Genomic DNA, 25,270 nt, shown 5'->3' with positions numbered 1-25,270 from the left:
AAGGAGCGATTATAAAATGGGCAAGTATTTTGGAACAGATGGTGTAAGAGGTGTCGCCAATAGTGAGCTTACACCTGAGCTGGCCTTTAAAGTCGGGCGTTTCGGCGGGTATGTGCTGACAAAAGATAAACAACGTCCAAAAGTACTGATAGGCCGCGATACACGGATCTCCGGCCATATGCTGGAGGGGGCCCTTGTCGCCGGACTTTTATCTATTGGCGCAGAAGTCATGCGTCTGGGAGTCATCTCTACACCGGGTGTATCCTATTTAACAAAAGCGATGGATGCAGAGGCAGGCGTCATGATTTCTGCTTCTCATAACCCAGTACAGGATAACGGCATCAAGTTCTTTGGGGGAGACGGATTTAAGCTTTCTGATGAACAGGAGAATGAAATTGAAGGCCTGATGGACGAACCGGAGGATAAGCTGCCAAGACCAGTTGGAGCTGATCTAGGGCTTGTAAATGACTATTTTGAAGGCGGCCAAAAATATCTGCAATTCTTAAAGCAGACAGCTGATGAAGATTTCACAGGCATTCATGTGGCGCTTGACTGTGCCCATGGCGCAACATCGTCCTTGGCGACACACCTGTTTGCTGATTTAGATGCAGATGTTTCAACTATGGGAACATCTCCGAACGGATTAAATATTAATGACGGCGTCGGATCGACACATCCAGAAGCGCTCAGCGCGTTTGTCAAAGAGAAAAACGCCGATCTTGGTCTTGCATTTGACGGTGATGGTGACCGCCTGATCGCTGTCGATGAAAAAGGAAATATCGTTGACGGCGACCAAATCATGTACATATGCTCAAAATACTTGAAATCAGAGGGCCGTTTAAAGGATGATACAGTCGTTTCAACTGTGATGAGCAACCTTGGTTTTTATAAGGCGCTTGAACAAGAAGGCATCAAAAGCGTACAGACAGCTGTCGGTGACCGCTATGTAGTGGAAGCGATGAAAAATGACGGCTATAATGTCGGCGGAGAGCAGTCAGGACATCTGATTTTCCTTGATTACAACACGACAGGGGACGGATTATTGTCAGCTATTATGCTGATGAACACATTGAAGGCGACAGGCAAGCCGCTGTCAGAGCTTGCGGCTGAAATGCAGAAGTTCCCGCAGCTGTTAGTCAATGTAAGAGTAACTGATAAATATAAAGTCGAAGAAAACGATAAAGTAAAAGCTGTTATTTCTGAAGTTGAAAAAGAAATGAATGGAGACGGCCGGATTTTGGTGCGCCCTTCAGGCACTGAACCGCTCGTGCGCGTTATGGCTGAAGCGAAGACGAAGGAGCTGTGCGATGAGTATGTTAATCGCATTTCTGAAGTTGTGCGGTCAGAAATGGGATTGGAGTAACGAAGTCTATCATCAGAGAGCGAACAAGACAAGCGAGGTTTACATATGATAATTGTGAGACATGTGGGAAAGTTGTTTAAAAAACAATTGACCGTTCATGGCACATGCTGTAAAATCAAGCTTGTCTTGTTTTTATTTTCTCTGAGAAAGAAAAGATGGGATAATTGCTTCACTTATAATGATAGCGCCCGGACTAAGCGCCCGAAAAAAAGGCTTAGTTGACGAGGATGGAGGTTATCGAATTTTCGGCGGATGCCTCCCGGCTGACTATGCAGATCACAGCCGTAAGGATTTCTTCAAACCAAGGGGGTGACTCCTTGAACAAAGAGAAATTACATGATCTTCCAAAAACATGTAGGAGGGGACGATTGAAAGTCCCCTTGAAATTTGACTTTCTTCGTCTCCTTTTACAATCTTAGGAGGAAGAAAAATATGTGTGGAATCGTAGGTTATATCGGTCAGCTTGATGCGAAGGAAATTTTGTTGAAAGGGTTAGAAAAGCTTGAGTACCGCGGATACGACTCTGCGGGTATCGCTGTTGCCAACGAACAGGGAGTCCATGTGTTCAAAGAAAAAGGACGCATTGCTGATCTTCGTGAAGTTGTGGATGCCAATGCAGAAGCGAAAGCTGGAATTGGCCATACTCGCTGGGCAACTCACGGCGAACCAAGCTATCTGAACGCTCACCCGCATCAAAGCGCACTGGGCCGCTTTACACTTGTTCATAACGGCGTGATCGAGAACTATGGTCAGCTGAAACAAGAGTATTTGCAAGATGTTGAGCTCAAAAGTGACACCGATACAGAGGTAGTTGTTCAAGTAATCGAGCAATTTGTAAACGGAGGACTTGAAACAGAAGAAGCGTTCCGCAAAACACTTACACTGTTAAAAGGCTCTTATGCAATTGCTTTATTCGACAACGAAAACAGAGAAACGATTTTTGTAGCGAAAAACAAAAGCCCTCTATTAGTCGGTCTTGGAGATACATTCAACGTTGTAGCATCTGATGCGATGGCGATGCTTCAAGTAACCAATGAATACGTAGAGCTGATGGATAAAGAAATGGTCATCGTCACTGATGATCAAGTTGTCATCAAGAATCTTGATGGTGACGTCATTACACGTGCTTCTTATATCGCTGAGCTGGATGCTAGTGATATCGAAAAAGGCACGTACCCTCACTACATGTTGAAAGAAACGGATGAGCAGCCTGTTGTCATGCGCAAAATCATCCAAACGTACCAAGATGAAAACGGCAAACTGTCAGTGCCTGGCGATATCGCTGCCGCTGTAGCGGAAGCGGACCGCATCTATATCATTGGCTGCGGAACAAGCTACCATGCAGGACTTGTCGGTAAACAATATATTGAAATGTGGGCAAACGTGCCGGTTGAAGTGCATGTAGCGAGTGAATTCTCTTACAACATGCCGCTTCTGTCTAAGAAACCGCTCTTTATTTTCCTTTCTCAAAGCGGAGAAACAGCAGACAGCCGCGCGGTTCTTGTCCAAGTCAAAGCGCTCGGGCACAAAGCGCTGACAATCACAAACGTACCGGGATCAACGCTTTCTCGTGAAGCTGATTACACATTGCTGCTTCATGCGGGCCCTGAAATCGCTGTTGCGTCAACGAAAGCATACACTGCACAAATCGCAGTTCTTGCGGTTCTGGCATCTGTAGCTGCTGAGAAAAACGGCATTGATATCGGATTTGACCTCGTTCAAGAACTCGGTATCGCGGCGAATGCAATGGAAGCCCTTTGCGACCAGAAAGACGAAATGGAAATGATCGCCCGTGAATACCTGACTGTATCCAGAAACGCTTTCTTCATTGGACGCGGCCTTGACTACTTCGTATGTGTTGAAGGCTCACTGAAGCTGAAAGAGATTTCTTACATCCAGGCAGAAGGCTTTGCCGGCGGAGAGCTGAAGCACGGGACGATTGCCTTGATCGAGCAAGGTACACCAGTAATTGCACTGGCAACACAAGAGCACGTAAACCTAAGCATCCGCGGAAACGTCAAAGAAGTTGCCGCTCGCGGAGCAAACACATGCATCATCTCACTGAAAGGCCTAGACGATGCGGATGACAGATTCGTACTGCCGGAAGTAAACCCAGCGCTTGCTCCGTTGGTTTCTGTTGTTCCATTGCAGCTGATCGCTTACTATGCTGCACTGCATCGCGGCTGTGATGTTGATAAGCCTCGTAACCTTGCGAAGAGTGTTACTGTGGAGTAATAAATGTTTAACCCCTTTGGTTATAAGCCCAAAGGGGTTTTTTCTGCTAGAGTGAACTGTTTTGAGCTTTTACTTAATTGTATAGCTACTTTTCCATCGCTAAAAAGATGGTTCCTTTGAAGAAATTTATATAACAATACGGAAAACGAAGAAGCTATGAATGTACAGTAAATGGATCCATTGGCATTTCTCCTCCCTCTCTGTAAATTTGTCGGAGTCTACATTCCCCTAAAGTAATTAAGGTCGACCTACCAAGTTTAAGCAAGATACAAACAATAAAAAAACAAAAACCGCTGCTATTTTAGACATTTTATCGATACGAATACAGAAGAAACGCTAGAACATTCTTAAAAGATGAATCAAATAAACAAAAACAACGAATAGTAATGGGAGGCTAACTTGCGTTATTGACCGATACTAAATGATTTAACGAAGAAGGAGTTTGACTTATGAGTAATAAAGACTTGTTGTTTGAAAAAGTGACTCTAGGTAGTACATCAATAGACAATCGGGTAGGCGTAGCCCCAATGACACGGACGAGCGCCACGCCGGATGGGTATGCAACCGAACAAATGGTTTCATATTATACATCATTTGCCCATGGAGGGTTTGGGCTGATTATTACAGAGGGAATTTATCCGGATGATCAGTATAGTCAAGGATATTTGAATCAGCCTGGTATTGTCTACGAAGAACAAGTAAAAGCATGGAAGAAAGTGGTGGATTCCGTTCACCGAGCTGGAGCTAGCATATTTGCGCAGCTCATGCACGCAGGGGCACTGTCACAAGGAAATCGTTTTGTAAATGAAACGATTGCGCCTTCTTCTGTTCAGCCAAAAGGAGAACAGATGGAGTTTTATGGAGGTAAAGGGCCATTCTCGATACCAAGAGAAGTGACAAAAGAAGACATAACAGAAGTGATCAAGGGGTTTGTCAATGCGGCTAAAAAAGCCAAAACAGCTGGTTTTGATGGGGTTGAAATTCATGGGGCGAATGGTTATTTATTAGATCAATTCCTAACAGATTACACCAATCATCGTACAGATGAATATGGCGGTTCTGCCGAAAATCGTGTGCGTTTATTGGTGGAAGTGTCAAAAGCTGTTCGGGAAGCTGTTGGACAGGATTTCACCGTTGGGATCCGAATTTCACAAGGGAAAGTGAATGACTACACACACAAATGGCAGGGTAAAGATAAGGATGCTGAAATAATCTTTGGTCAGTTAGGCCAAGCTGGTCTCGATTTTATCCATGTCACGGAATATGAAGCATGGCAACCAGCATTTCCGGAAGGGGAAGGGACAACTGCAACCGACTCAGCTTTTGGTGATGGTGGGTCCTCAATGGCACGTTTAGCAAAAACATATAGTAACTTGCCCGTAATTGCCAATGGTCACCTTGAGGATCCAGCCAAGGCTAGAGAAATTATTGAAAAAGGGGAGGCGGATGTAATTACTTTAGGTAAAGGTGCTCTTGCGAACCATGACTGGGTAGAAAAAGTGAAAAACGGGGAGCATTTAGCAGAGTTCCAGCCTGAGAAAGTATTAAGCCCGAATGCTAAAATTAAAGAATTTGAAACAGAAGGATTCGAATAAACTATAGACATCGGCTTTATTCAATATCCTTCCGTTCCGCTTCGAACAAGATATGATGAAAATCAGGCGATTTTAAATGAAAGAGCCTTTGCGGTTTGGACAGATAATCAGTCGAGATTCTTTAATTTCTGAGTTAATGGGTATTGAATGACTGAAGGTGCATAAAAAGAAAAATAAATAAGGGGGAAAAGAATAAGATGAACGAAATGTTTGATTTAAGTGGCAAAGCAGCCATCATTACAGGAGCTGGGAGAGGTATTGGAAGAACACTTGCTGAAGGTTTGGCTAACGCTGGAGCAGATGTTGTCCTAGTTGCTCGAACAGAAGAAGAAGTGAATAATGCGGCAAATGAAATATCTAAAAACACAGGTCGTAAAACACTAGCATTGGTTTGTGATGTTACTGATGCAGAGGCTGTGAATGATACCGTGAGCACGGCGTATGAGTATTTTGGACATCTTGATATTTTAGTTAATAATGCCGGGATTAGTGTCCGTGAAACAACTTTTGATTTATCAGAAGAAAACTGGGATAAAGTCATGGACGTTAACTTTAAGTCAGTTTTCTTGATGTCCAAAGCCGTTGGAAGATATATGATGAAACAAAATTCAGGAAGAGTCATAAATGTAGCCTCAGTGGCATCTACATTGACGTTATCATCGGGAACACCATACGGACCAAGCAAAGCAGGTGTCGTTCAATTAACTCGCCAAATGGCAAATGAGTGGGCAACTCAAGGAATTACGGTTAATGCGATAAGCCCTTGGTTTTTTAAAACATCATTAAATGCAAAAGCGTTAGAAAACGAGGAATTCCGCAGTCTATTAGAAAGCAGGACACCGATGAAACGCCTTGGTCAATTAGAAGAAGTTATTGCTCCTGTTGTCATGTTTTGTTCTGATCATGCAGGTTATATTACTGGTCAAAATCTTTTTATTGACGGGGGAGTAACTAATTACGCGTTCTAACGCTAAAGAATGGCTAGGTGTGTTTTTATTATAGCGAAATGAATGCTTATAAACGAGGATTCTATCTATCGGTTGGGCTAGCTGTTATCGAAATGATTGTGTATCAAAAGGCTATAAGCAGGAACTGTATACATATATTTGACCGGTCGGTTATGTATATATTTTTTCTTGGGTTTCTAAAAAAATCAAGACAAGTTTTAGTTAAAAACTCAGGATATCATTCCAAAGGGAAAGAGGATGTAAACCTTCTTTCCTGTTCTAATCATCAATTAATTAGAGTATGAGTTTGTGTTGACAATGTTTCAAATTTATCATATCTTATACATAACTAAATTAATCGGTATAGATGTTTATTTTTGCCCTTTTGGATCATTAGGTCTTTAGCATTCTTTTAATATTAACTTTTAATCTTGACGGGATGAAAAAGTATTCTAATATAAAAAGGGAAGAATAACATTAATCGATTTAATCTATAATCAACGAACTGCATTAAAATCGTAACGATAATTCCTTTAGAGGAAATGAAAACATAGCATATAGAAAATGACCAATAATAAGGTAGCTCTTCAAAAAACTTCGGATGAAGTTAGTTGAAGTGAAGCCGACAATTTTCAAGATTCAATGACTAACATCATCATTGAATCTTGAAGTTGTCGGTTTTTTTATTGGGAAAAAATAGAGAATAATAAAAGTTGTAATACATGATAGAAAAATATGATCTGATATAAAGGTCTTTTGAACAATATCGACATTTAAAAAGGGAGAAGTTAGAAATGTTTGTTTCGTCATCATTGTTAACATTATTTTTTATTATGCTTATTGCTTCTGGGATAAGTGGACTAGTGTTTTTACATCCACGCGTACCTTTGAGTTTTGTTCGCATTCATATTGGTATCTTGGCTTTGCCGCTGTTGGTTTCCCTAGTGATTCTTGCCAATCGCAGTGTGGGGGGAACTCTTGGCCCTTGGCACTTAGATTCGTTAGCTTGGTTAATGGCTTTCTTTGTTTTGGCAATTGGTCTAATCATTCAGCGTTTTTCTGTACGTTACTTAATGGGGGATCGATCTTATCGAAAATATTTTCCGCTTTTCACTTTCACGACAGGTGCTGCTTCCATGGCATGGTTAAGTGGTGATCTTCGCTTGATGATTATATGTTGGGGAGCAACTCTGGTCGGTTTAACCTTGCTTATACGGTTAAACAGTGCTTGGCAAGTGGCTGGTGAAGCGGCCAAGGTTTCTGGCCGATTATTTTTGTTAAGTTGGTTATCGTTGTTTGTCGCGATGATCTGGCTTTTTCAAGTTACAGGCCAATGGCAGTTATCATTGGTTTTAACACATGATAGCTTAGCTCAACTGGGGGTATGGGAGAGAACAGGTATTCAATTATTGATTGTATTAGCAGTGATCATTCCTGCGGCTCAATGGCCATTCCAAAGATGGTTAATTGAGTCTATTGTTGCTCCAACCCCTGTTTCTGCGATTATGCACGCTGGTTTAGTCAATGCAGGCGGGATTATACTAGCCCGATTTTCACCTCTATTTAATGGAGGTATAGCTTCGATTATTTTACTTTTGATTGCTGGCATCTCTGTGTTGATTGGAACTGGTATTAGTTTGGTCCAGGTTGACTATAAACGCCAGTTAGTAGGGTCCACGATTGGCCAAATGGGGTTTATGCTCATTCAGTGTGCATTAGGCGCCTATATCGCAGCCATTATTCATCTTATTTTACATGGTTTATTCAAAGCTACGTTGTTTTTACAAGCTGGTTCAGCAGTACGGTCTCATAAAATATCAAGTCGTGCTCATGAAGGAACATCCTATCTATGGATCATAGCTGGCTGGATTTTATCCTTAGTTATAGGTGTTTCTTTTTGGCTCACGGCTCCTGGTGAGGGATATCGGTTCATTAGTGCGCTAATCTTAGGGTGGTCATTGTCTGTTTCTTGGACTCAGCTCGTGGCTTTTGGAGAGGGGAGACTTGGCCGAATTGTAGGTTTAACATGTTTAGGAGGAGCAGCTCTCGTATATTTTATCATTCATCATCTTTTCTATGAGTGGTTGCATACAATGGCTTTTCAAAGTGTTCAGCCTCCAATGTCAGCTGTCATCATTGTCGTATCTCTCTTACTATTCGGCAGTGTTTTGGGTACGTGGATTGCCCGTCATCGTTCTTCAGTTTTCTCCGCAGTTGTCTACCTTTGGTTAGTACGATTAGGTGAAGCAAAACCAAAGACAGTAGAGAGTCATCCAGACTACCTTAAACAATATTTATCATAAGGAGGTCATCAATGATGGGCATTACATCCGTATTAACGAAAGAAAATGTAAAACAAATCGATCTTGATGTTCAAGAAAAAGATATTCGCGTTTTCATTGAATCTGCCAGCCGAGTGATTGCGCCGCTTTGGCCTATTTCTACCTTTGCTGCACGTAATCCTTGGATGGGTCTAGAAAACCAATCTTTTGATCAGATTGCAAGGTGGTTGAAAAATACTCGCGATGTTGATATATACCCAAGTGCATCTATGATCCGTTCAGCAAAGAATAAAGGTGAGATTGATGAAGATTTTGTGGAAATGGGGCTGCAGCGTTGGCTTGATTCACAATCCTTTAACATCCCGCGGGACGTGGCAGAACGATTTTGTCGAGCTGGATTAACATTAGACCCGCTGCCATCCGATCTTTTATCATCAGACAAGCTGAAGGAATTGGAACATACCTGTAGTGAAGTGGATCGTATCGAGAATGTTTTTATGCAGCCAATCAGTTCAGATATAGAGAATCAAAAAGGTGAAAGGTTACTCAATATACTAGATCATCATGTCATTAAATGGTGTAAATTATATCTCGATGATTCTCAAGCCGGTTGGACAATGCCTAATCGTGAGGAAGGTTTCTATCGTGCTTGGCAGCATCTCATTCAATATGATCCAGCACTTAGTAAAAAGCAGCGTGAAAGGTTAAAAGGTTGGCCGCAAGAGGCACATTTGGCTTTGCGGGAAGCGTTATTTGCACTAGAAGTTCCGGAAGCAGACATCCAGACTTATCTTGAAGGCCATTTGCTTTCCATGCCTGGGTGGGCGGGGATGATGCTTTGGCGCTCCCAACAATCGAGCCAAGAACATGCACTCCTAACAGAATATTTAGCGGTTCGAATATCCATGGAGTGGGCCCTTATACAGCCATATTTGCCTTTGGCTCATCAACGATCTGAGAAGAAACCAATGTCGATTGCTCCCCTTTTAGCAGCTTGGATTCATTGGGGAGGCCTTACATTAGAGGAATGGTCTCAGATGTCGGACACAGTACAAAACAAATATGTATCATTTGCCCATCGTTTTGATGAGAAACTTCGCAAGAAACTTTGGCTAGAAGCTTGGGAACACACACACACAGATCGATTAAGTCAGAAGATCATCTCGAAGCAACGTGAAATCAAGGATAAAAAATCTGCATTGGCTCAATTAGCATTTTGCATCGATGTCCGATCAGAACCTTTTCGGCGCCACCTTGAAAAAGAAGGTCCGTTTGAAACGATTGGTATGGCTGGTTTCTTCGGGATGCCGATTGCAACTTGTGAACTTGGCAGCAAACACAGTCATGCCTCCTTGCCGGTCATCCTAAAACCGCAACATCAAATAAAAGAGTTCGCAGATGAAGATATACTCGAAAAATACAATCAACGCAAGCAGGCAGTTCATTCCGTAAGCCATACATTTAAAAAGATGAAACAGAATGTACTGACGAGCTTACTTCTGCCTGAGCTAAGCGGGCCTTGGCTTAGTCTGCAAATGGTAGCGCGCAGCTTTGTGCCAAGAAGGGCAGATCGTTTCATTCGTCATCTTCGGGAGACTTGGATGCGCAAACCCGAAACAACACTCTCGCTTCATCATGGGTACGATACAGTGGCAGACATACCTGTAGGTTTTACTGAAGAGGAAAAAGTGAGCTATGCTCGACAAGCACTAAAAATGATGGGGTTAAAAGAGAATTTCGCGCCATTAGTCGTGATTTGCGGGCATGGCAGTCAAAGTACGAATAACCCTTATTCCGCGGCTCTTGATTGTGGTGCCTGCGGTGGAGCGGCCGGTGGATTCAATGCGCGAGTTTTAGCTGCTTTATGTAATCTTCCTGAGGTAAGAGAAGCTCTTGCAACTGAAGGAATGATCATCCCTGAAGATACGGTTTTTGCCGCTGCTGAACATCATACAACGGTGGATGAATTACATTGGCTTTATGTGCCAGAGCTTTCCGAAGCAGCACAAGAAGCATTTGAACGTATCGAAGCTGTTATGCCAAAAGTGAGACATCATGTAAACGCAGAGCGTCTGGCCCAGTTGCCGAATGTCCAATCGAAACTTAAAAATCCGAAGGCTGAGGCACACCGATTTGCGGAGGATTGGAGTGAGATACGTCCGGAATGGGGACTGGCTCGTAATGCCTCTTTTATTATCGGCCAACGTGAACTCACCCAGGATTGTGATTTGGAAGGAAGAGCTTTTCTTCATAATTATGATTGGAAGCAGGATGAAAGCGGTGAACTCCTAGCAAATATTATTGCAGGGCCTGGAACTGTGGCCCAATGGATTAATTTACAATATTACGCATCAACGGTCGCACCTCATTATTATGGCAGCGGAAATAAAGCCACTCAAACCGTTACTGCAGGTCTTGGCGTTATGCAGGGGAATGCAAGTGACTTGTTAGCCGGACTGCCTTGGCAATCCGTTATGCAATCAGATCATGAGGTTTATCATTCTCCTCTTCGTTTGCTGATTGTCATTCAAGCACCTAGAGAACATGTAGAACGATTATTAAACAATGATTCAGTATTTCTGCAAAAAGTTCAAAATGGATGGGTTCGACTGGCTAGTGTTGATCCAGAAGGACATTGGGAAAACTGGTAACTATTATAGAAGGATTTGGGGCTCAATATAAACATGATAAACATATAGAAGAGGTGTGCTGTATGAATGTAAATAAAAAAGTATTATGTTTGACAGACATTGAAAACGGCTTAGAGCCTATTCTACAAGAAGCGACGAACACTTCAGCAGAAAATATGCTGACTCTACAAAGCTACGGTGCCGCTATCTCACATCCTTATGGAGAAATCATGAGGTCTGTTATCATTGCCATTTATCAGGAAAATATTGAAGAGATTTTTGTTGTAGGAACAAAAGATAAGAGAACATCCTTAGGCAATGGACTAACTCAACTTGAAACAATGAAAGATAAAATAAAAACGTTGGATTATCTTTTTCAACATTGCAGGCCTGAATTTTTAGGTGGAACGGTTGATGAATGGCTAGATGGAAATAGCAGTGACACTATTGAAAAAAGTGTTGAAATCATTCGCCAACATCCACTAGTGCCATCCTATGTGAAAGTGAGAGGTTTAATCGTGAATCCAAAGGATGGAACAGCTTCAATTGTGGATGTTTCTGCGACCAAAACAGATCAAGTATACCCTGATCATTGCTTGTCACGATAAATGGAAGGGTTAACTTCTCAGTACTCATATATGAAAAAAATAGTTTTAAGGAGAACGTATGGCCTCGAATGTAACTGATTTTGTAACCAAAACAATAGAGGAAATGGGTCCGTTTGATCGTGAAAATATGGAATGTATGAAAAAAATAATAAGAAAAGCAATTGATTATTATCATATGCAATCTTATGAAGAGGTTGAGGAAACCCATTTAGGAAGCATTCGATTTTTGCATATACACTCCATGATGGAAGAAAATATGTTATCCAAAATGGTAGTGGTCACAAGGAACGGAAAAACTGATTTGGGTATTGAAGATGTATATGAAGGATATGTTGTAAGAGAATATTAATGAGACGAAATCACAAAATAGAATATGCAATTTTTGTTGCTCAGGAGAGGTTTTATATATGAAAAAATCGAAAGGTTCTTTTGAATCAGAGATCAGTAAGTCCATTACTCAATGGGAAAAGGATTATCTTGGGCGAGGGTCTGTATCTGTTAAGACTGATATCTTGCGTGACATGATCATTGTTAATTTAAAAGGAATTTTAACACCAGCTGAATATGCAGTTTGTGAATCAAAAGAGGGGCTGTTATCTATCAAACAAACTCGTTCGGAGTTAGTTGAGTCTGGGGTAGAAGGCCTTAAGGATATTATCCTCACGATAACCGGAGAAGAAGTGAAAAGCTTTCATACTGATTTAAGCTCTCGGACAGGTGAACGGGTGATGGTGTTTAAATTATGTAATGATCTAGAGAAAAGTCTGTAAGATATAGAAATGGAAAGGTTCTATTAACTATTGCCCCTTTGGTTATGGATAGCCAAAGGGGTTTTTAGCATTCAAAAGCTAAAAAATGGAATTCATGATTGGAAATGGCACTGTTTCTATTCGCGATGATGGTATTGGATTTGATCAGAATGAGAACAGTGAGGGGCTTGGGTTAAAGATTATTGAGGATATATGCAGGCTGCTCGCCATGACTTATGAGCTGCAGACAAATGAGAATGGAACGGGATTCTTGTTTTCAAAAGAGTGACCCCGCTGATGTTTTTCTTTCTTCCATTAACTATATATAATAGGAGGAAAGAAAAGGGGTGATCAGCATATGTTTAAAAAAATCATTAAAACGATCAAGCGTCTCTCAAGCAGCTCGAGTGATCGCTATCGCAGACATCGGCATTACAGCAGCAGCCGGCGCAGATATCACCGCAGCTACAGCAGCAGCTCAGGCAAAAGAAGGCACTACGACCGATATGGCGGCAGTCATCGCTACAAGCGCCGGAGCTACAGCAGCAGTTAATCAAAAAAGTTCTTGTTCCGTCTTGGGACAAGGGTTTTTTTATGAGACCGATTGAATGGCGCGGTTTAGGTCTTCGCGAATGAGAGCGGTGTGCTGGTACTCTTCATCAATGCCCAATAATTTTTTCAGCAGCAAGGTTACTTCTTTTGTCAGTGTTAGTTCCTCCAGCCAAGTGCCGTTTTTCTTCTTTTTTCCTTTATATTGAGAGTACAGCAGGAACAATAGTGTTTCTCCTAGATCGAAGAAGTCATCCTGTTTTCTCACCTGTGCCTCCTCCGTTTCTTCGGGAGTCAATTGCTTTGCAAGGCCGAAATCGATGAGGCTGAGCTTGCCTTGATTGATGATGATATTAGGCGTTCTGATGTCACTGTGAAAAATCTGGCGCGCATGCAAGTATTCTACAATCTCAAGCAGCTGCGAAAACAGTTGTAACGCCATGAGCTCTGTAAACGGCTGTTTTTGAAAAAATAATAACTCTTCTATATTCTCTCCCTCGATGAACTGCATGACATAATAAGCCTGTCCGTCTATGATGAAATCTTCCATGAAGGCTGGTATGTGCGGGTGGTGAATGCTTTTGAGCAGCTTCATTTCCTGCTGGAACCGGACTCTTTCTTTTTCCTTTTTCGCTTTTGTCTGCCGCAGCTGTTTTAAGACATAAGGTGTTTGCGTACGGACATCGGTGCACAAATAAACCAAGCCATACCCGCCCATGCCGAGGCATTCTTCGATTTTGTATTGGTTGTTCAGGATCACGCCGTCCTTTAGAGGGCGGTCAAATAACAGTTTTTTTATCTGTTTCAAAGCCATGTCTGCACTTCCCTTGGTTGTACTGATTATAGTTTATCAAAACAATGGCATTCCAGGCTAAGTCAGGTGGGAGCTCAGCATGAAAAAGAGCCGGCTCAAGGAATTTGAACCAGCTCATTATGAATTAAAACTGCTTTGTGACATCGTATTCATAATCTATTTTTGCTTTGACATTACTCATCGTCGATCTGGCTGTCGCTAATGTATTATATTTAAAACTCCATACTTTTGCGACACTGAGTTGATCTGACAATGATATATCATAAGACCCTGACGTCGAGCTGTTTACAAGAGCACGGCGCCATTCGTTGTTTTCGCTTGTCATGATCAGATGGCGTGTATTTCCCTGGCTTGGTGTTTGAGTGGCGGTTGTTTGTACTCTAGTGACAATGGCATCGCGTGGTATTCCGGCTTGGTTTGTTAAATCAACCTTGATCACGCTGGAGTCAGAACCTGAGGGGCTAAGGGCAGTGTTTCCTTTATTTTCAGCAACGCCGCTGAATGGGAACGTTCCGCTGCCGGATTTGATTCGATTTTCAATTGAAAGTGTGAAATACATGTTCCCAGTATAGGAGCCGCGTGACACTTTTACATAGAAGGTATCCGTCGTGTTTTGGGCGTCAGCATTGGCATAAATAAAAGAAGAGTACGTATTAGGATTAATGACTTCTGTGCCTTGTGAAACAGGTACTCTGTTTCTATCGTAAATTTCAATTTTCATCCCTGTGTACGCGCTTTGATATGTACTTCTCACATAGACTTTTTCTCCCTTATTAGCTGTAAACGTGAAATAGGCTTCATCCTGCCCAGCTTCCAAAATCGTTGTATCGATATTCTTATATTTCCAATAACCGATTGGCGCGGCGGTATCGAATGAATTGTTTCCTGTAATCGCAGTAACCCCGGCGGCTGATGCCGAATAAGTAAAGGTGAATAAGACAGACAGTATCAACGCGAATGAGATAAGCCATTTTTTTGTCATACAAACAACCTCCTTTTATTTCCATCATACATAATAATGTCCCCTGTGTAAATAAATGTTTTTATAGGTTAATATATACATTGGATTTGCCGATAAAAAAGAGTAAGAGAAAATTGTTCAGGAGGGAATCCAATGCGTCTGAATCGGCAATTTATCCGCACACAGCTGATGGCACAGAACATATTGAATAGGAATGTGGCTGGTACACACAAGAATGCATCTGAAAAAACAGCAGCGGTGCTGGAGAAGGCATACAGCAAGCTCGAGTCACGGTCTTATGATGAGGGGATTAATCAGATTAATTATTCGAAAACCAGTGTGGCGGGAAACAGCGGGACTTTCAGCAAAGTGTATCGATCAGCGAATGAACGAACAGTGAGGGACACAGGGGAGGAAACAGTGATTCAATCCAATAACCCCTATGAGTCTGAGAGTGATGTCAGAATCAAGATACTAGATGAAAAATACAGCAGGATCAATGCGATTAACAAAACGAAGTCTGATCCATTAGGCTATATAAAGGATAAGTACCAAAATGCAAAGTCTCCTTATTTCAGAAGTGATCTGTCTGCTGCGGAAAGACAGGCTGCTTATGATAATGAAACAGAATGGCTATTCAAAGGGAAGGCGCAAAACTATAACTTGCAGGATGCCGCATTTCGCCATGTCACGTTTCATGGAGAAGTGGAGGATGAGAATGCAAAGGTGTATCAGCGAAGCCAGGTGAACCAGCAGCTGCAAGTGCTGTTGAACCGAAATGATATTCACATTCCACAGGGGACGGAGCTTACGTTTACGATTACGCCGATTGACTATAAGGTACAGGTGAGCGGGACAGACGATGAGGCACTGATTGAGCAAATTGAGCAAGTGCTGCAATCTGGAGACAACAGCAAAGAGCTATTTTTACATATCATGAAAAGCCTAAGCGCTGATTCGACACAATATTCCCAAGAGGCATATCAAAAGTATCAAGCTGCTCGTGAGATGTACGATGTCACAGGCTATCAGTTGAAGGATTTAGAAGTGATGGACGGGCGGTACATAACACCTGATGGACGTGACGTAATAGACGTTTATAAAGAAGAGCTTGAAAAAGATCCTGTCCAAAAACAAACGGCTCCCTATGCTATATCCCACTATCGTTTGGCGCTTAGTAAACTGGTGAAAGCCGGGTATGATGCCATTCCGGATTTCATTCTCTCAATTGATTACAGCAATGGATCTTTGAGAGATGTGGGGCAAGGCAAGAGCTATGGCACCGGAGATACCGAGTGGCTTGAAACAATAAAACGTCAAACTGGCGTGCATTATTAGGTGAGCTGTTCATTGAGAACAGCTTATTTTTTATGAAAAGATAAGGAATCACAAAATTCAAACAATTTCATTATATTTATATAAAAAATTTAAAATGAAGTGTTGATGAAAAACTCTGACTAAAAGTGTTTACCTGAAAAAAACAATTGTGTTTTCCAGAGAAATTTATTATGATGAAATAAGTAATTTTAGAGATTATATAACAATATTTCATTTGATTTTTCAGATTGTTATAGAGGGAGATTTCGATAATTTTATTAAGAGGAGGAAGAGAAGTGGCAAATCAAGAATTAAAGAGGGGATTAGGCGCGCGTCACATTCAGATGATCGCCTTGGGCGGCACGATTGGTGTTGGCTTGTTTATGGGTTCTGCCAGCACGATTTCATGGACTGGGCCGTCTGTCCTTTTGGCTTATGCAATATGCGGAATTTTTATCTTTTTTATCATGCGTGCGATGGGTGAAATGCTGTATGTCGAACCGAGCACGGGTTCTTTTGCGACATTCGGCCATAACTATATTCATCCGCTGGCAGGTTATATGACAGCATGGAGCAACTGGTTTCAGTGGGTTATCGTCGGCATGTCAGAAATTATCGCTGTCGGTTCCTACATGAAGTATTGGTTCCCGGATTTGCCTGCTTGGATACCTGGTATCGTGGCAATGGTGATTCTCGGTGCGGCGAATTTAATTTCTGTTAAGTCATTTGGCGAGTTTGAGTTTTGGTTTGCGATGATTAAAATCGTGACGATTATTTTGATGATTATTGCGGGAATCGGGATTATTTTCTTCGGATTCGGCAACGGCGGAGATCCGATCGGATTGTCGAATCTGTGGTCCCACGGGGGATTCTTTACAAACGGCTTCTCTGGCTTCTTCTTTGCGCTTTCTCTTGTTATTGCGGCTTATCAAGGGGTTGAGCTGATCGGGATTACAGCCGGTGAAGCAAAAGACCCGAAAAACACGCTAAGAAGTGCGATTCAAAGTATTATTTGGCGCATTTTGATTTTCTATATTGGTGCTATTTTTGTGATTGTGACAGTGTATCCTTGGGATGAGCTCAATTCACTTGGAAGTCCGTTCGTGTCTACGTTCGCGAAAATTGGTGTTACAGCAGCTGCCGGCATTATTAACTTTGTCGTGATTACAGCGGCAATGTCCGGCTGTAATAGCGGTATTTTCAGTGCAGGACGCATGCTTTATACACTGGGGGTCAATGGACAAGCACCAAAATTCTTTACGAAGATTTCACGCAATGGGGTACCGCTCTACGGCACAATTGCTGTAATGGTCGGTTTGGCTGTTGGTGTTGTGCTGAACTATATCGCGCCGCCGAAGATTTTTGTATATGTTTACAGCGCCAGCGTGCTGCCTGGTATGATTCCTTGGTTTGTCATCTTGATCAGCCACATCGGATTCAGAAAAGCGAAGGGCGCTGCATTAGATAAACATCCATTCAAAATGCCGTTTGCGCCTTTCACAAACTATGTGACGATTGCTTTCTTGCTGATGGTTCTTGTCGGCATGTGGTTCAATGATGATACTCGTATCTCACTGGTTGTAGGTGTGATTTTCTTAGCGCTTGTGGTCATTAGTTATTATGTGTTTGGGATTGGCAAGCGTTCGCAGGCCAATTTGGCAAAAAGCGATCAATCGGTTGAATAACATGGAAAAAGAGACATTCACGGATGTCTCTTTTTTTATTTTTGGCGTATGGAATTTTCCTGTTTCCGCAAGCTATAGGGTAAAGATAGCGGAAGGAAAGGTGTTCATAAATGGATGTTACACTCGGTTATTTGCGTGAATCACTTTCGAACCACCTTGAAAATGAAGTCTGCCAGCGAATTTGCAAGAAGATGCTGGCGAAGCGTTATGCGAATGAAGAGGAATTTGTAAAAGATTTGGATGACAATGAAATGTCTTTTTTGAACCATGTATTAGAAAAAGAAATTAAGTATGCGCAGAATGAACAGGATCAAAAACGGGCCAAAGAATTAAACGAGGTGTATGAATTACTGCTTTGAAAGGCGGGTAAGAAATGGGAGCAATTGAACGAAGCGGATATACATTTCAGCCGGAGTTTAGTGTTATCCGACAAAACGGAGCCATCCATGTATACCATCACGGCGAATTTGTGGAAGAAATTGAATTTGAATGTAACGGAGAATATCCAGATCACGATTTGATTGAAGAGCTTGTGAATCATTATTGTTTCGAGCATGAGATTTAGAGCCCTGCCCATTTCGCAGGGCTTCTTTCATTTAGGATGTGATCAGGCCGTATTTTTTCAGGATATTCACTGTAATGTTTTTGGCTTTTGTGCCGGAATCATCGACATTGGTGACAAGAATATACGAACCATGCTCTGTTTTGATGAATCCAACAAACCAGCCTAATCTCATATCTGTCAAACGGGTTCCGGTTTTCCCATAGAGCGTGTAATGATCTCCTTCCTCTTGAATCATCATGCGCTTGACGGTTTTCATTACTGATTGATCAAAGGGGAGTGTCTCATGAAAAAGTTTCTTCAGAAAGGCTTCTTGTTCCAGCGGAGAAATTGCAAGCGAGCTCTGCAGCCAAAATTGGTCGATGCCGCCGCTGATATCCTCGTTGCCGTACGACAAAGTATGAAGCCAGACCTTCATCCTTTTTTCGCCGATATCCCTCGCCAGTTCTTGATAATACCAGATTGCCGATTCACGCATGGCCGATCCAAGCGTGTGGTCGCGGTTCCATGAATCGAACTCACGCTTGACCCCGTCCCACCGTTTGACATCGTATTCATCTCGAACAGCTTTTACCTGCAAACCGATTAAGGCATTTACGACCTTGAAGGTGGACTGCGGAGTTTGTCTTTTGTTTGCATGTTTTCTGTTGTATATAAAGGCCTTGTCCTTTTGCACATCGTGAAAAATGAAGGTTCCATCCGTATCTTTGAATTCGTTATCGACTTTCATTTGGCTGACATTCAGATGCTTTTCATGGGCAGACGATGATGTGTGAACGGAAAAGCCGGCGATACCTGCAATACCTGCAATACTAAGCACAAGCACAACATATGTCCATTTCTTCATTTGGTTCTCCCCTTTGCTTTGATCAATTATCTTTTCTCTATTTCTTTTGTACTTCCTTTTAAAAGAATGCGTAAATTTGGTTTTGAAAACAAATACTGTAATTGGGTTTATCTGCGTGTGATAACGTGAAAAAAGAGGGTAAAAAGGAAGGCAGGGTTGCAGGATGAATGAGCATATTCCACATGACAAAAGCCTCGATAACAGTCTGGCTTTGATGCGGGAAGGATATTTGTTTATAAAGAATAGAAAAGAGCATTACCAATCGGATTTGTTTCAGGCACGTTTGCTTGGAAAAACATTTATTTGTATGAGCGGCGCGGAGGCCGCGAAGGTATTCTATGATACGGAGCGATTTCAGCGGCAGGGTGCTCTCCCGAAACGAGTGCAGAAATCGCTGTTTGGGGTGAATGCGATCCAGACAATGGATGGTGAAGCTCATCTTCATCGGAAGCTGCTTTTTCTGTCATTAATGACGCCGCCGCATCAAAAGCGTTTGGCTGAACTGATGACAGAGGAGTGGGAAGCGGCCGTCACAAGATGGGAGAAGGCAGATCAGGTTGTGTTATTTGAAGAAGCAAAAGAAATCCTGTGCCGGGTGGCGTGCTATTGGGCAGGTGTTCCGCTGAAGGAAACGGAAGTGAAAGAGAGAGCGGATGATTTCATCGATATGGTCGACGCGTTTGGTGCCGTGGGGCCGAGGCATTGGAAGGGAAGAAGAGCGAGGCCGCGTGCCGAAGAGTGGATTGAAAGAATGATTGAAGATGTTCGTGCCGGCTTATTGAAGACACCTGCCGGAACAGCGCTGCATGATATGGCGTTTCACACGCAAGAAGATGGCAGCCAGCTGGATTCAAGGATGGCCGCCATCGAGCTGATTAATGTACTGCGGCCGATTGTTGCGATTTCTTACTTTCTTGTGTTTTCAGCTTTGGCGCTTCATGAGAATCCTGCGTATAGAGAATGGCTGCGTTCTGGAAGCAGCCGGCAAAGAGAAATGTTTGTGCAGGAGGTCCGCCGATATTACCCATTTGGCCCGTTTTTAGGGGCGCTTGTTACAAAGGATTTTGAATGGAATAACTGTCAGTTTAAGAAGGGTACATCGGTATTGCTTGATGTATATGGAACGAATCACGATCCCCGCTTATGGGACAATCCTGATGAATTTCGGCCTGAACGATTTGAGGAGCGGGAGGAAAATCCGTTTGATTTGATTCCCCAAGGCGGGGGCCACGCGGAGAAAGGCCATCGCTGTCCAGGGGAAGGGATAACAATTGAAGTCATGAAAGCAAGCCTGGATTTTCTTGTGAATAAGGTAGAATACGACGTCCCGGAACAATCGCTGCATTACAGTCTTGCCAGAATGCCATCATTGCCTGAAAGCGGATTTGTGATGAGCGGAATCAGACGGAAAGGGTAAATGCAAAAGCTCTCTTCCTTATCGAAGAGAGCTTTTAAATTACTTCTTTTTTTCATCATAATATTGGACGGGATACATGGAGCCTTCGGATACCATTTTATTGTCCTCAATATCTTGCGGGTGCGGGTGGCCAGCTTTATCGACTGGGAATTTTTCCATTTCAGGTTGTTTTGTCATTTTCATTTTCATGCTGTGAATGAATTCTCGCGCTTTTTGGCGATTTGACGGGTCTTTTAATAGATAAGAAGTGATGCCGACAGTTGAAACAGCGAGACCTGAAAGTAACAGCTTTTGTTTCATGGTGATACTCCTTTCTATTGTTAGAGTAGTGTTTCCTATATCATTCCCGTTCTCATGATCACTAAACCTTGCCGGTTGTCTTAGGAGAACTGTAAAGAGGGTGCTTGTTTCTGTATAGGGAAAGCTGGAGAAGGAAAGAATAATGCCCATGATAAAACCATGTAATATGTAAGATTTTTGTAGTCGATTGGTCATGTTCATGGCGGAATATTACACGAATGTAAACGTGAAATAGGACCATAAGGCTGATTGTTAAGTTATTGTAAATTCAGCGGTTGTTTTATTTACAACCAATTGAACTTGAAACATAATCGAAGAGAGTTTGCTGAATAATGTCTAAATAGAGGTGAACATGTTGGCGATTGATTTACAAACATTACTGTTCGAATTTCTTGGAGGTCTCGGTATTTTCCTGATTGGGATTAAGTTCATGGGAGAGGGGCTTCAGAAATCGGCTGGAGATAGATTAAGGAATATTTTAGACCGTTTTACAAGCAATCCGCTGATGGGTGTATTGGCGGGGATCATTGTGACGGTTTTGATTCAGAGCAGTTCCGGAACAACGGTGATCACCGTTGGGCTTGTCAGTGCGGGCTTTATGACGCTTCGCCAGGCCATCGGCGTTATTATGGGGGCCAATATTGGAACAACGGTTACCGCATTTATTATCGGAATCGACATAGGGGCCTATGCCTTGCCGATTATTGCCGCCGGCGGATTTTTACTGTTCTTCTTTAAACATAAAAATGTGCAAAATGTTGGGCAGGTTGTGTTTGGATTCGGGGCTCTGTTTTATGGGTTGGAGTTAATGAGCGGCGGCATGAAACCGCTCCGTTCACTTGAGGCCTTTCATGATTTAACGGTTAGTATGAGCACCAACCCGGTTCTAGGTGTTGTGATTGGGACATTGTTTACGGTACTCGTACAAAGTTCCAGCGCCACGATCGGTATCCTGCAAGGATTATTTTCAGATGGTCTGATTGATATTAACGGCGCGCTTCCGGTGTTATTCGGGGACAATATCGGAACGACGATCACCGCGATTCTAGCGTCTCTAGGGGCATCTGTTGCCGCGAGACGTGCTGCGGCTACTCATGTGCTGTTTAACCTTATCGGAACAACGATTTTCCTGATTTTGCTCAAACCGTTTACTTCTTTGATCTTATGGTTGCAGGCTTCAATGGGGCTTGATCCTAAAATGACGATTGCCTTTGCGCATGGAATCTTTAATACGTCCAATACACTCATACAGCTTCCTTTTGTGGGGATATTGGCTTTGATCGTAACAAAACTGATTCCGGGCAAGGATTCAATGGTGGAATACAAGTCGCATCTTGATCCGATTTTTATTGAGCAATCTCCATCTATTGCTCTCGGACAAGCAAAAGAAGAAGTTCTGCAAATGGGGAACTTTGCGGTACAGGGGCTGGAAGTCACAAAACAGTTCATGGTCACAAAACAGCCGAAATATGCGGCAAGTGCCTACCAGCTAGAGGATGCAGTTAACAATCTTGACCGAAAAATTACTGATTATTTGATTGAGCTTTCTTCAAGCTCTCTTTCAGAGCACGAGTCTGAAGAGCATCATATGCTGATGGATACAGTCAGAGACATTGAGAGAATCGGGGATCACTTCGAAAACGTGAATGAACTGATTGAATATCAGCAGGCGCACCGTGTGGTTCTTACTGAATCTGCCATGGATGATTTAACCAAAATGATGGATTTGACGATATCTACTGTGAAGGCGTCCATGGATGCTTTGCGCCACAATGATGTGAAGATCGCTGAACAAGTTATTGAAAAAGAAGATGAGATTGACAAAATGGAACGGAAGCTTCGCAAAAAGCATATTATCCGTCTGAATGAAGGGCTGTGCACTGGACAAGCGGGTATTGTCTTTGTCGATATGATCAGCAACCTGGAGCGTATCGGTGATCATGCGGTCAATATTGCAGAAGCAGTTATTGGTGAAAATCAATAAGAAAAAACGCTGAGAATCTTAGGATTCTCAGCGTTTTTTGTAGTCTTTTTTAACGTGCTGGAAGACATCAGGGTAATTTGTGAATACTCCTGTCGCTCCCCAGTCAAGCAGACGGCGCATATCTGCTTCCATATTGACTGTGTAAGGATGAAGCAGGAGGCCGTGACTGCGGATCATGCGGACGTTTTCTTGATTCAAGGCTTTATAATCCGGTCCCGCACCGACAGCGTATGTTTTGATGTCCTCTAGGCCAGCATCTGTCATGGACGCCATTTGTTTGGCATCCAGTAATTGTACGATAGGCAGGTTTGGCTGTAATTGATGAACTTTTACCAGGCTTTCTTTGCTGAACGATTGAATGATCACTTGGCCGCGTTTAGCATGTTTGCCCAGTAATTTATGTTTCTGCAAAGAAGCGAGCAGTTTTTCTTCCATACCTGGATAAGTGTCGGGCGATTTTGTTTCAATGTAGTAGTTCGCGTGTTTTCCAAAACGGTCTAATACTTCGTCTAATGTAGGAACTGTCAGACCGGCGTACCATGGTTTTGCTTTTTCTGGATAGGCTTCATTAAACCATGAACCGGCGTCAAGTTTCTTAATGTCTGCAAGCGTATGGTCTTTCACCCAGCCTGTTCCGTTTGTGGTACGGTCCAGTTTTTCATCGTGCATGGCAATCAATTTGCCGTCTTTTGTCATTTGCAGATCCAATTCAATATAATCTGCTTTCATTCTCTGAGCGGTTTCGTAAGACAGGATCGTGTGTTCAGGCACATATCCGGAAGCCCCTCTATGCGCAACCGTCAGGATACGGTCAGGTGACAGCAGGTTTCCTTTTGACGCTGCCGACACTGGGGTTACCATAAATGAGAGTAAGCCGAGCGACAGAAGAACCAAGGCTAGTATTCTATTTTTCCTCATGATTTCTCCTCCTTATCAATAACTGTTTTTCATATTAAAAAACAGATGTAAACGTCGTATTGGTAAATGATTAATCTTTTATGTTTCTTTCTTAAACGTGCTCCGCCCGTTTTCCTGTATTCCATGTCAGGGCCAAGAAGACGATGGCGAGAATGCAGGAAGAGACCAGCATGATAAAGCCGCCGTTCCAATCATATCGGTCAACAACAAAGCCCATAATGGCGTTTGCGAAAGCAGATCCGCCGATGTATCCAAAGAATCCGGTCAAACCGGCCGCGGTTCCGGCTGCTTTTTTCGGCGCGAGATCAATCGCTTGCAGGCCGATCAGCATAACCGGTCCATAGATTAAGAAGCCAATGCTGATCAGGGCGATGTTGTCGACGAGCGGATGGCCGGCCGGATTCAGCCAGTACACCAATACGGCAATGAAAACGCCCGCCATAAACAAAACGCCTGCCGGTGCCCGGCGGCTTCTGAAAAATCGGTCACTGATCCAACCGCACAGGATCGTTCCCGGTATGCCGGCGTATTCGTACAGAAAATACGACCAACGCGAGTCCTCAGGAGAAAAGCCTTTGGCTTCAGTTAAGTAAGTAGGCGCCCAGTCAACCACGCCGTATCGCACAAAATAAACAAATACGTTGGCAAACGCGATGAACCATAGAAATTTGTTGTTCAGCACATATTGAAAAAGGATTTCTTTTGTTGTTAATTCTTTTTCCTGATTTTTAAAAGCGTGTGTCGGGTAGTCATTCCGATACTCATCAATTGGAGGGAGGCCGCAAGATTGAGGCGTATCGCGAACCAATAAAACAATTAAAAATGAAATGATAATGGCAATGATGGCTGGGAAGAAAAACACGCTTTTCCAAGTCACAAACATCGCGATGCCAAGAGTGACAAGCGGGGCGAGGATACCGCCGCCTATGTTATGGGCAACATTCCAGATCGACATTTTTGTGCCTCGTTCACTAATAGAAAACCAGTGTGCCATTGTCCTGCCGCATGGCGGCCAGCCCATTCCCTGAAACCATCCGTTGATAAACATAAAAATAAACATGATGGTAACGCTTGAAGTCACCCAAGGCATTGAGACGAAAAGAATATTAACGATTGCTGATAAAAACAGGCCTGTCGCGAGGAAATATCTCGGATTACAGCGGTCAGACACGATTCCCATAATGAATTTGCTGAAGCCGTATGCAATGGACACAGCGGCCAGCACCAAGCCCAGTTCCGTTTTTGAAAATCCCTGTTCCTGCAGATAAGGAATGGCAAAGGCAAAGTTTTTCCGCAGCAGGTAGTAGCCCGCGTAACCGATGAAAATACCAATGAAGACTTGGAGCCTAAGCCGTTTATAAGCCTCATCCGTCTTTGAATCATCCAGTCTCTCAATGTGAGGAGCCGGTCTAAAGATGTGAAACATCAAAATCATCCCCCTTTGCTGTATGTGCCGGATGTGTGGCGTGTCTCCTTTCTGAAAAACAAAAAGAGCCAGAAACTCCCT

22 protein-coding genes and 1 pseudogene are annotated in these 25,270 nt (G+C 42.8%); 17 read left to right on the top strand and 6 right to left on the bottom strand.

Annotated features, from left to right (window positions below):
• The first annotated feature begins 16 nt into the window (after positions 1-16).
• The 11 genes and pseudogenes from glmM to SC79_RS16600 all read left to right on the top strand — a co-directional run bounded on the left by glmM (position 17) and on the right by SC79_RS16600 (position 13,017).
• The gene (glmM, locus tag SC79_RS16650; RefSeq protein ID WP_039076009.1) at positions 17-1,363 is read left to right on the top strand and encodes a phosphoglucosamine mutase; all 1,347 of its coding nucleotides are present in this window, start codon (positions 17-19) and stop codon (positions 1,361-1,363) included.
• Positions 1,364-1,795: 432 nt separating this feature from the next.
• The gene (gene glmS / locus SC79_RS16645) at positions 1,796-3,598 is read left to right on the top strand and encodes a glutamine--fructose-6-phosphate transaminase (isomerizing) (RefSeq protein ID WP_039076008.1); all 1,803 of its coding nucleotides are present in this window, start codon (positions 1,796-1,798) and stop codon (positions 3,596-3,598) included.
• Between the two features lie 449 nt (positions 3,599-4,047).
• Positions 4,048-5,193: an NADH:flavin oxidoreductase gene (locus SC79_RS16640; RefSeq protein ID WP_039076007.1), complete on the top strand. Its 1,146-nt coding sequence runs from the start codon at positions 4,048-4,050 to the stop codon at positions 5,191-5,193.
• 197 nt (positions 5,194-5,390) lie between these two features.
• A complete protein-coding gene (locus SC79_RS16635; RefSeq protein ID WP_039076006.1) occupies positions 5,391-6,161 on the top strand; it encodes an SDR family NAD(P)-dependent oxidoreductase in 771 nt (256 codons plus the stop codon).
• A 773-nt stretch (positions 6,162-6,934) separates the two neighbouring features.
• Positions 6,935-8,443, top strand: coding sequence for an NADH dehydrogenase subunit 5 (locus tag SC79_RS16630; RefSeq protein WP_039076005.1), 1,509 nt, complete (start codon positions 6,935-6,937; stop codon positions 8,441-8,443).
• 14 nt (positions 8,444-8,457) lie between these two features.
• Positions 8,458-11,073 carry a DUF2309 domain-containing protein gene (locus SC79_RS16625; RefSeq protein WP_039076040.1) on the top strand — a complete coding sequence of 872 codons (2,616 nt, stop codon included), beginning with the start codon at positions 8,458-8,460 and terminating at the stop codon, positions 11,071-11,073.
• A 62-nt stretch (positions 11,074-11,135) separates the two neighbouring features.
• Positions 11,136-11,660 carry a carbonic anhydrase gene (locus SC79_RS16620; RefSeq protein ID WP_039076004.1) on the top strand — a complete coding sequence of 175 codons (525 nt, stop codon included), beginning with the start codon at positions 11,136-11,138 and terminating at the stop codon, positions 11,658-11,660.
• Between the two features lie 58 nt (positions 11,661-11,718).
• Positions 11,719-12,009: a DUF6407 family protein gene (locus SC79_RS16615; RefSeq protein ID WP_039076003.1), complete on the top strand. Its 291-nt coding sequence runs from the start codon at positions 11,719-11,721 to the stop codon at positions 12,007-12,009.
• A gap of 58 nt (positions 12,010-12,067) precedes the next feature.
• The gene (locus SC79_RS16610; protein ID WP_010331464.1) at positions 12,068-12,430 is read left to right on the top strand and encodes a DUF2294 domain-containing protein; all 363 of its coding nucleotides are present in this window, start codon (positions 12,068-12,070) and stop codon (positions 12,428-12,430) included.
• Between the two features lie 82 nt (positions 12,431-12,512).
• A pseudogene (locus SC79_RS16605) lies at positions 12,513-12,698 on the top strand (two-component sensor histidine kinase); the annotation flags it as partial.
• Between the two features lie 58 nt (positions 12,699-12,756).
• The gene (locus tag SC79_RS16600; protein WP_039076001.1) at positions 12,757-13,017 is read left to right on the top strand and encodes a hypothetical protein; all 261 of its coding nucleotides are present in this window, start codon (positions 12,757-12,759) and stop codon (positions 13,015-13,017) included.
• Here SC79_RS16600 and SC79_RS16595 read toward each other — a convergent pair.
• Positions 13,002-13,772: a serine/threonine protein kinase gene (locus SC79_RS16595; protein ID WP_039076000.1), complete on the bottom strand. Its 771-nt coding sequence runs from the start codon at positions 13,770-13,772 to the stop codon at positions 13,002-13,004. The two genes, SC79_RS16600 and SC79_RS16595, sit on opposite strands and share 16 nt — an antisense overlap.
• A 124-nt stretch (positions 13,773-13,896) precedes the next feature.
• Positions 13,897-14,754: a hypothetical protein gene (locus SC79_RS16590; RefSeq protein WP_039075999.1), complete on the bottom strand. Its 858-nt coding sequence runs from the start codon at positions 14,752-14,754 to the stop codon at positions 13,897-13,899.
• Positions 14,755-14,886: 132 nt separating this feature from the next.
• Between SC79_RS16590 and SC79_RS16585 the strand changes: the two genes are divergently transcribed.
• The 4 genes from SC79_RS16585 to SC79_RS16570 all read left to right on the top strand — a co-directional run bounded on the left by SC79_RS16585 (position 14,887) and on the right by SC79_RS16570 (position 18,300).
• A complete protein-coding gene (locus tag SC79_RS16585; RefSeq protein WP_039075998.1) occupies positions 14,887-16,071 on the top strand; it encodes a DUF4885 domain-containing protein in 1,185 nt (394 codons plus the stop codon).
• Between the two features lie 275 nt (positions 16,072-16,346).
• On the top strand, positions 16,347-17,735 hold the full coding sequence (locus SC79_RS16580) for an amino acid permease (protein WP_039075997.1): 1,389 nt from the start codon (positions 16,347-16,349) through the stop codon (positions 17,733-17,735).
• 110 nt (positions 17,736-17,845) lie between these two features.
• Entirely contained in the window at positions 17,846-18,094 is a 249-nt protein-coding gene (csgA, locus tag SC79_RS16575) for a sigma-G-dependent sporulation-specific acid-soluble spore protein CsgA (protein WP_003234887.1), read from the top strand.
• Positions 18,095-18,108: 14 nt separating this feature from the next.
• Complete coding sequence (locus SC79_RS16570) at positions 18,109-18,300, top strand: YbxH family protein (protein ID WP_039075996.1); 192 nt, start codon at positions 18,109-18,111, stop codon at positions 18,298-18,300.
• Between the two features lie 31 nt (positions 18,301-18,331).
• On the opposite strand, the gene blaOXA is transcribed toward SC79_RS16570, so the two are convergent.
• Entirely contained in the window at positions 18,332-19,144 is an 813-nt protein-coding gene (gene blaOXA / locus SC79_RS16565; protein WP_039075995.1) for a class D beta-lactamase, read from the bottom strand.
• Positions 19,145-19,307: 163 nt separating this feature from the next.
• Between blaOXA and SC79_RS16560 the strand changes: the two genes are divergently transcribed.
• A complete protein-coding gene (locus SC79_RS16560) occupies positions 19,308-20,561 on the top strand; it encodes a cytochrome P450 (RefSeq protein ID WP_039075994.1) in 1,254 nt (417 codons plus the stop codon).
• A 39-nt stretch (positions 20,562-20,600) separates the two neighbouring features.
• Here SC79_RS16560 and SC79_RS16555 read toward each other — a convergent pair whose 3' ends face one another.
• Positions 20,601-20,861 carry a hypothetical protein gene (locus tag SC79_RS16555; RefSeq protein ID WP_039075993.1) on the bottom strand — a complete coding sequence of 87 codons (261 nt, stop codon included), beginning with the start codon at positions 20,859-20,861 and terminating at the stop codon, positions 20,601-20,603.
• 355 nt (positions 20,862-21,216) lie between these two features.
• Here SC79_RS16555 and SC79_RS16550 point away from each other — a divergent pair, with 355 nt between their 5' ends.
• Positions 21,217-22,845 carry a Na/Pi cotransporter family protein gene (locus SC79_RS16550; protein WP_197057939.1) on the top strand — a complete coding sequence of 543 codons (1,629 nt, stop codon included), beginning with the start codon at positions 21,217-21,219 and terminating at the stop codon, positions 22,843-22,845.
• A gap of 27 nt (positions 22,846-22,872) precedes the next feature.
• Here SC79_RS16550 and SC79_RS16545 read toward each other — a convergent pair whose 3' ends face one another.
• Entirely contained in the window at positions 22,873-23,763 is an 891-nt protein-coding gene (locus SC79_RS16545; protein WP_039075991.1) for a glycerophosphodiester phosphodiesterase, read from the bottom strand.
• A gap of 91 nt (positions 23,764-23,854) precedes the next feature.
• Complete coding sequence (glpT, locus tag SC79_RS16540) at positions 23,855-25,189, bottom strand: glycerol-3-phosphate transporter (RefSeq protein WP_039075990.1); 1,335 nt, start codon at positions 25,187-25,189, stop codon at positions 23,855-23,857.
• Between the last annotated feature and the right edge of the window lie 81 nt (positions 25,190-25,270).

Source organism: Bacillus sp. MSP13 (assembly GCF_000815295.1).
In the GTDB taxonomy this organism is placed as follows: domain Bacteria; phylum Bacillota; class Bacilli; order Bacillales; family Bacillaceae; genus Bacillus; species Bacillus vallismortis.
The sequence above is the reverse complement of the archived record's forward strand: the minus strand, read 5'-3'. Positions and strand labels throughout refer to the sequence as shown.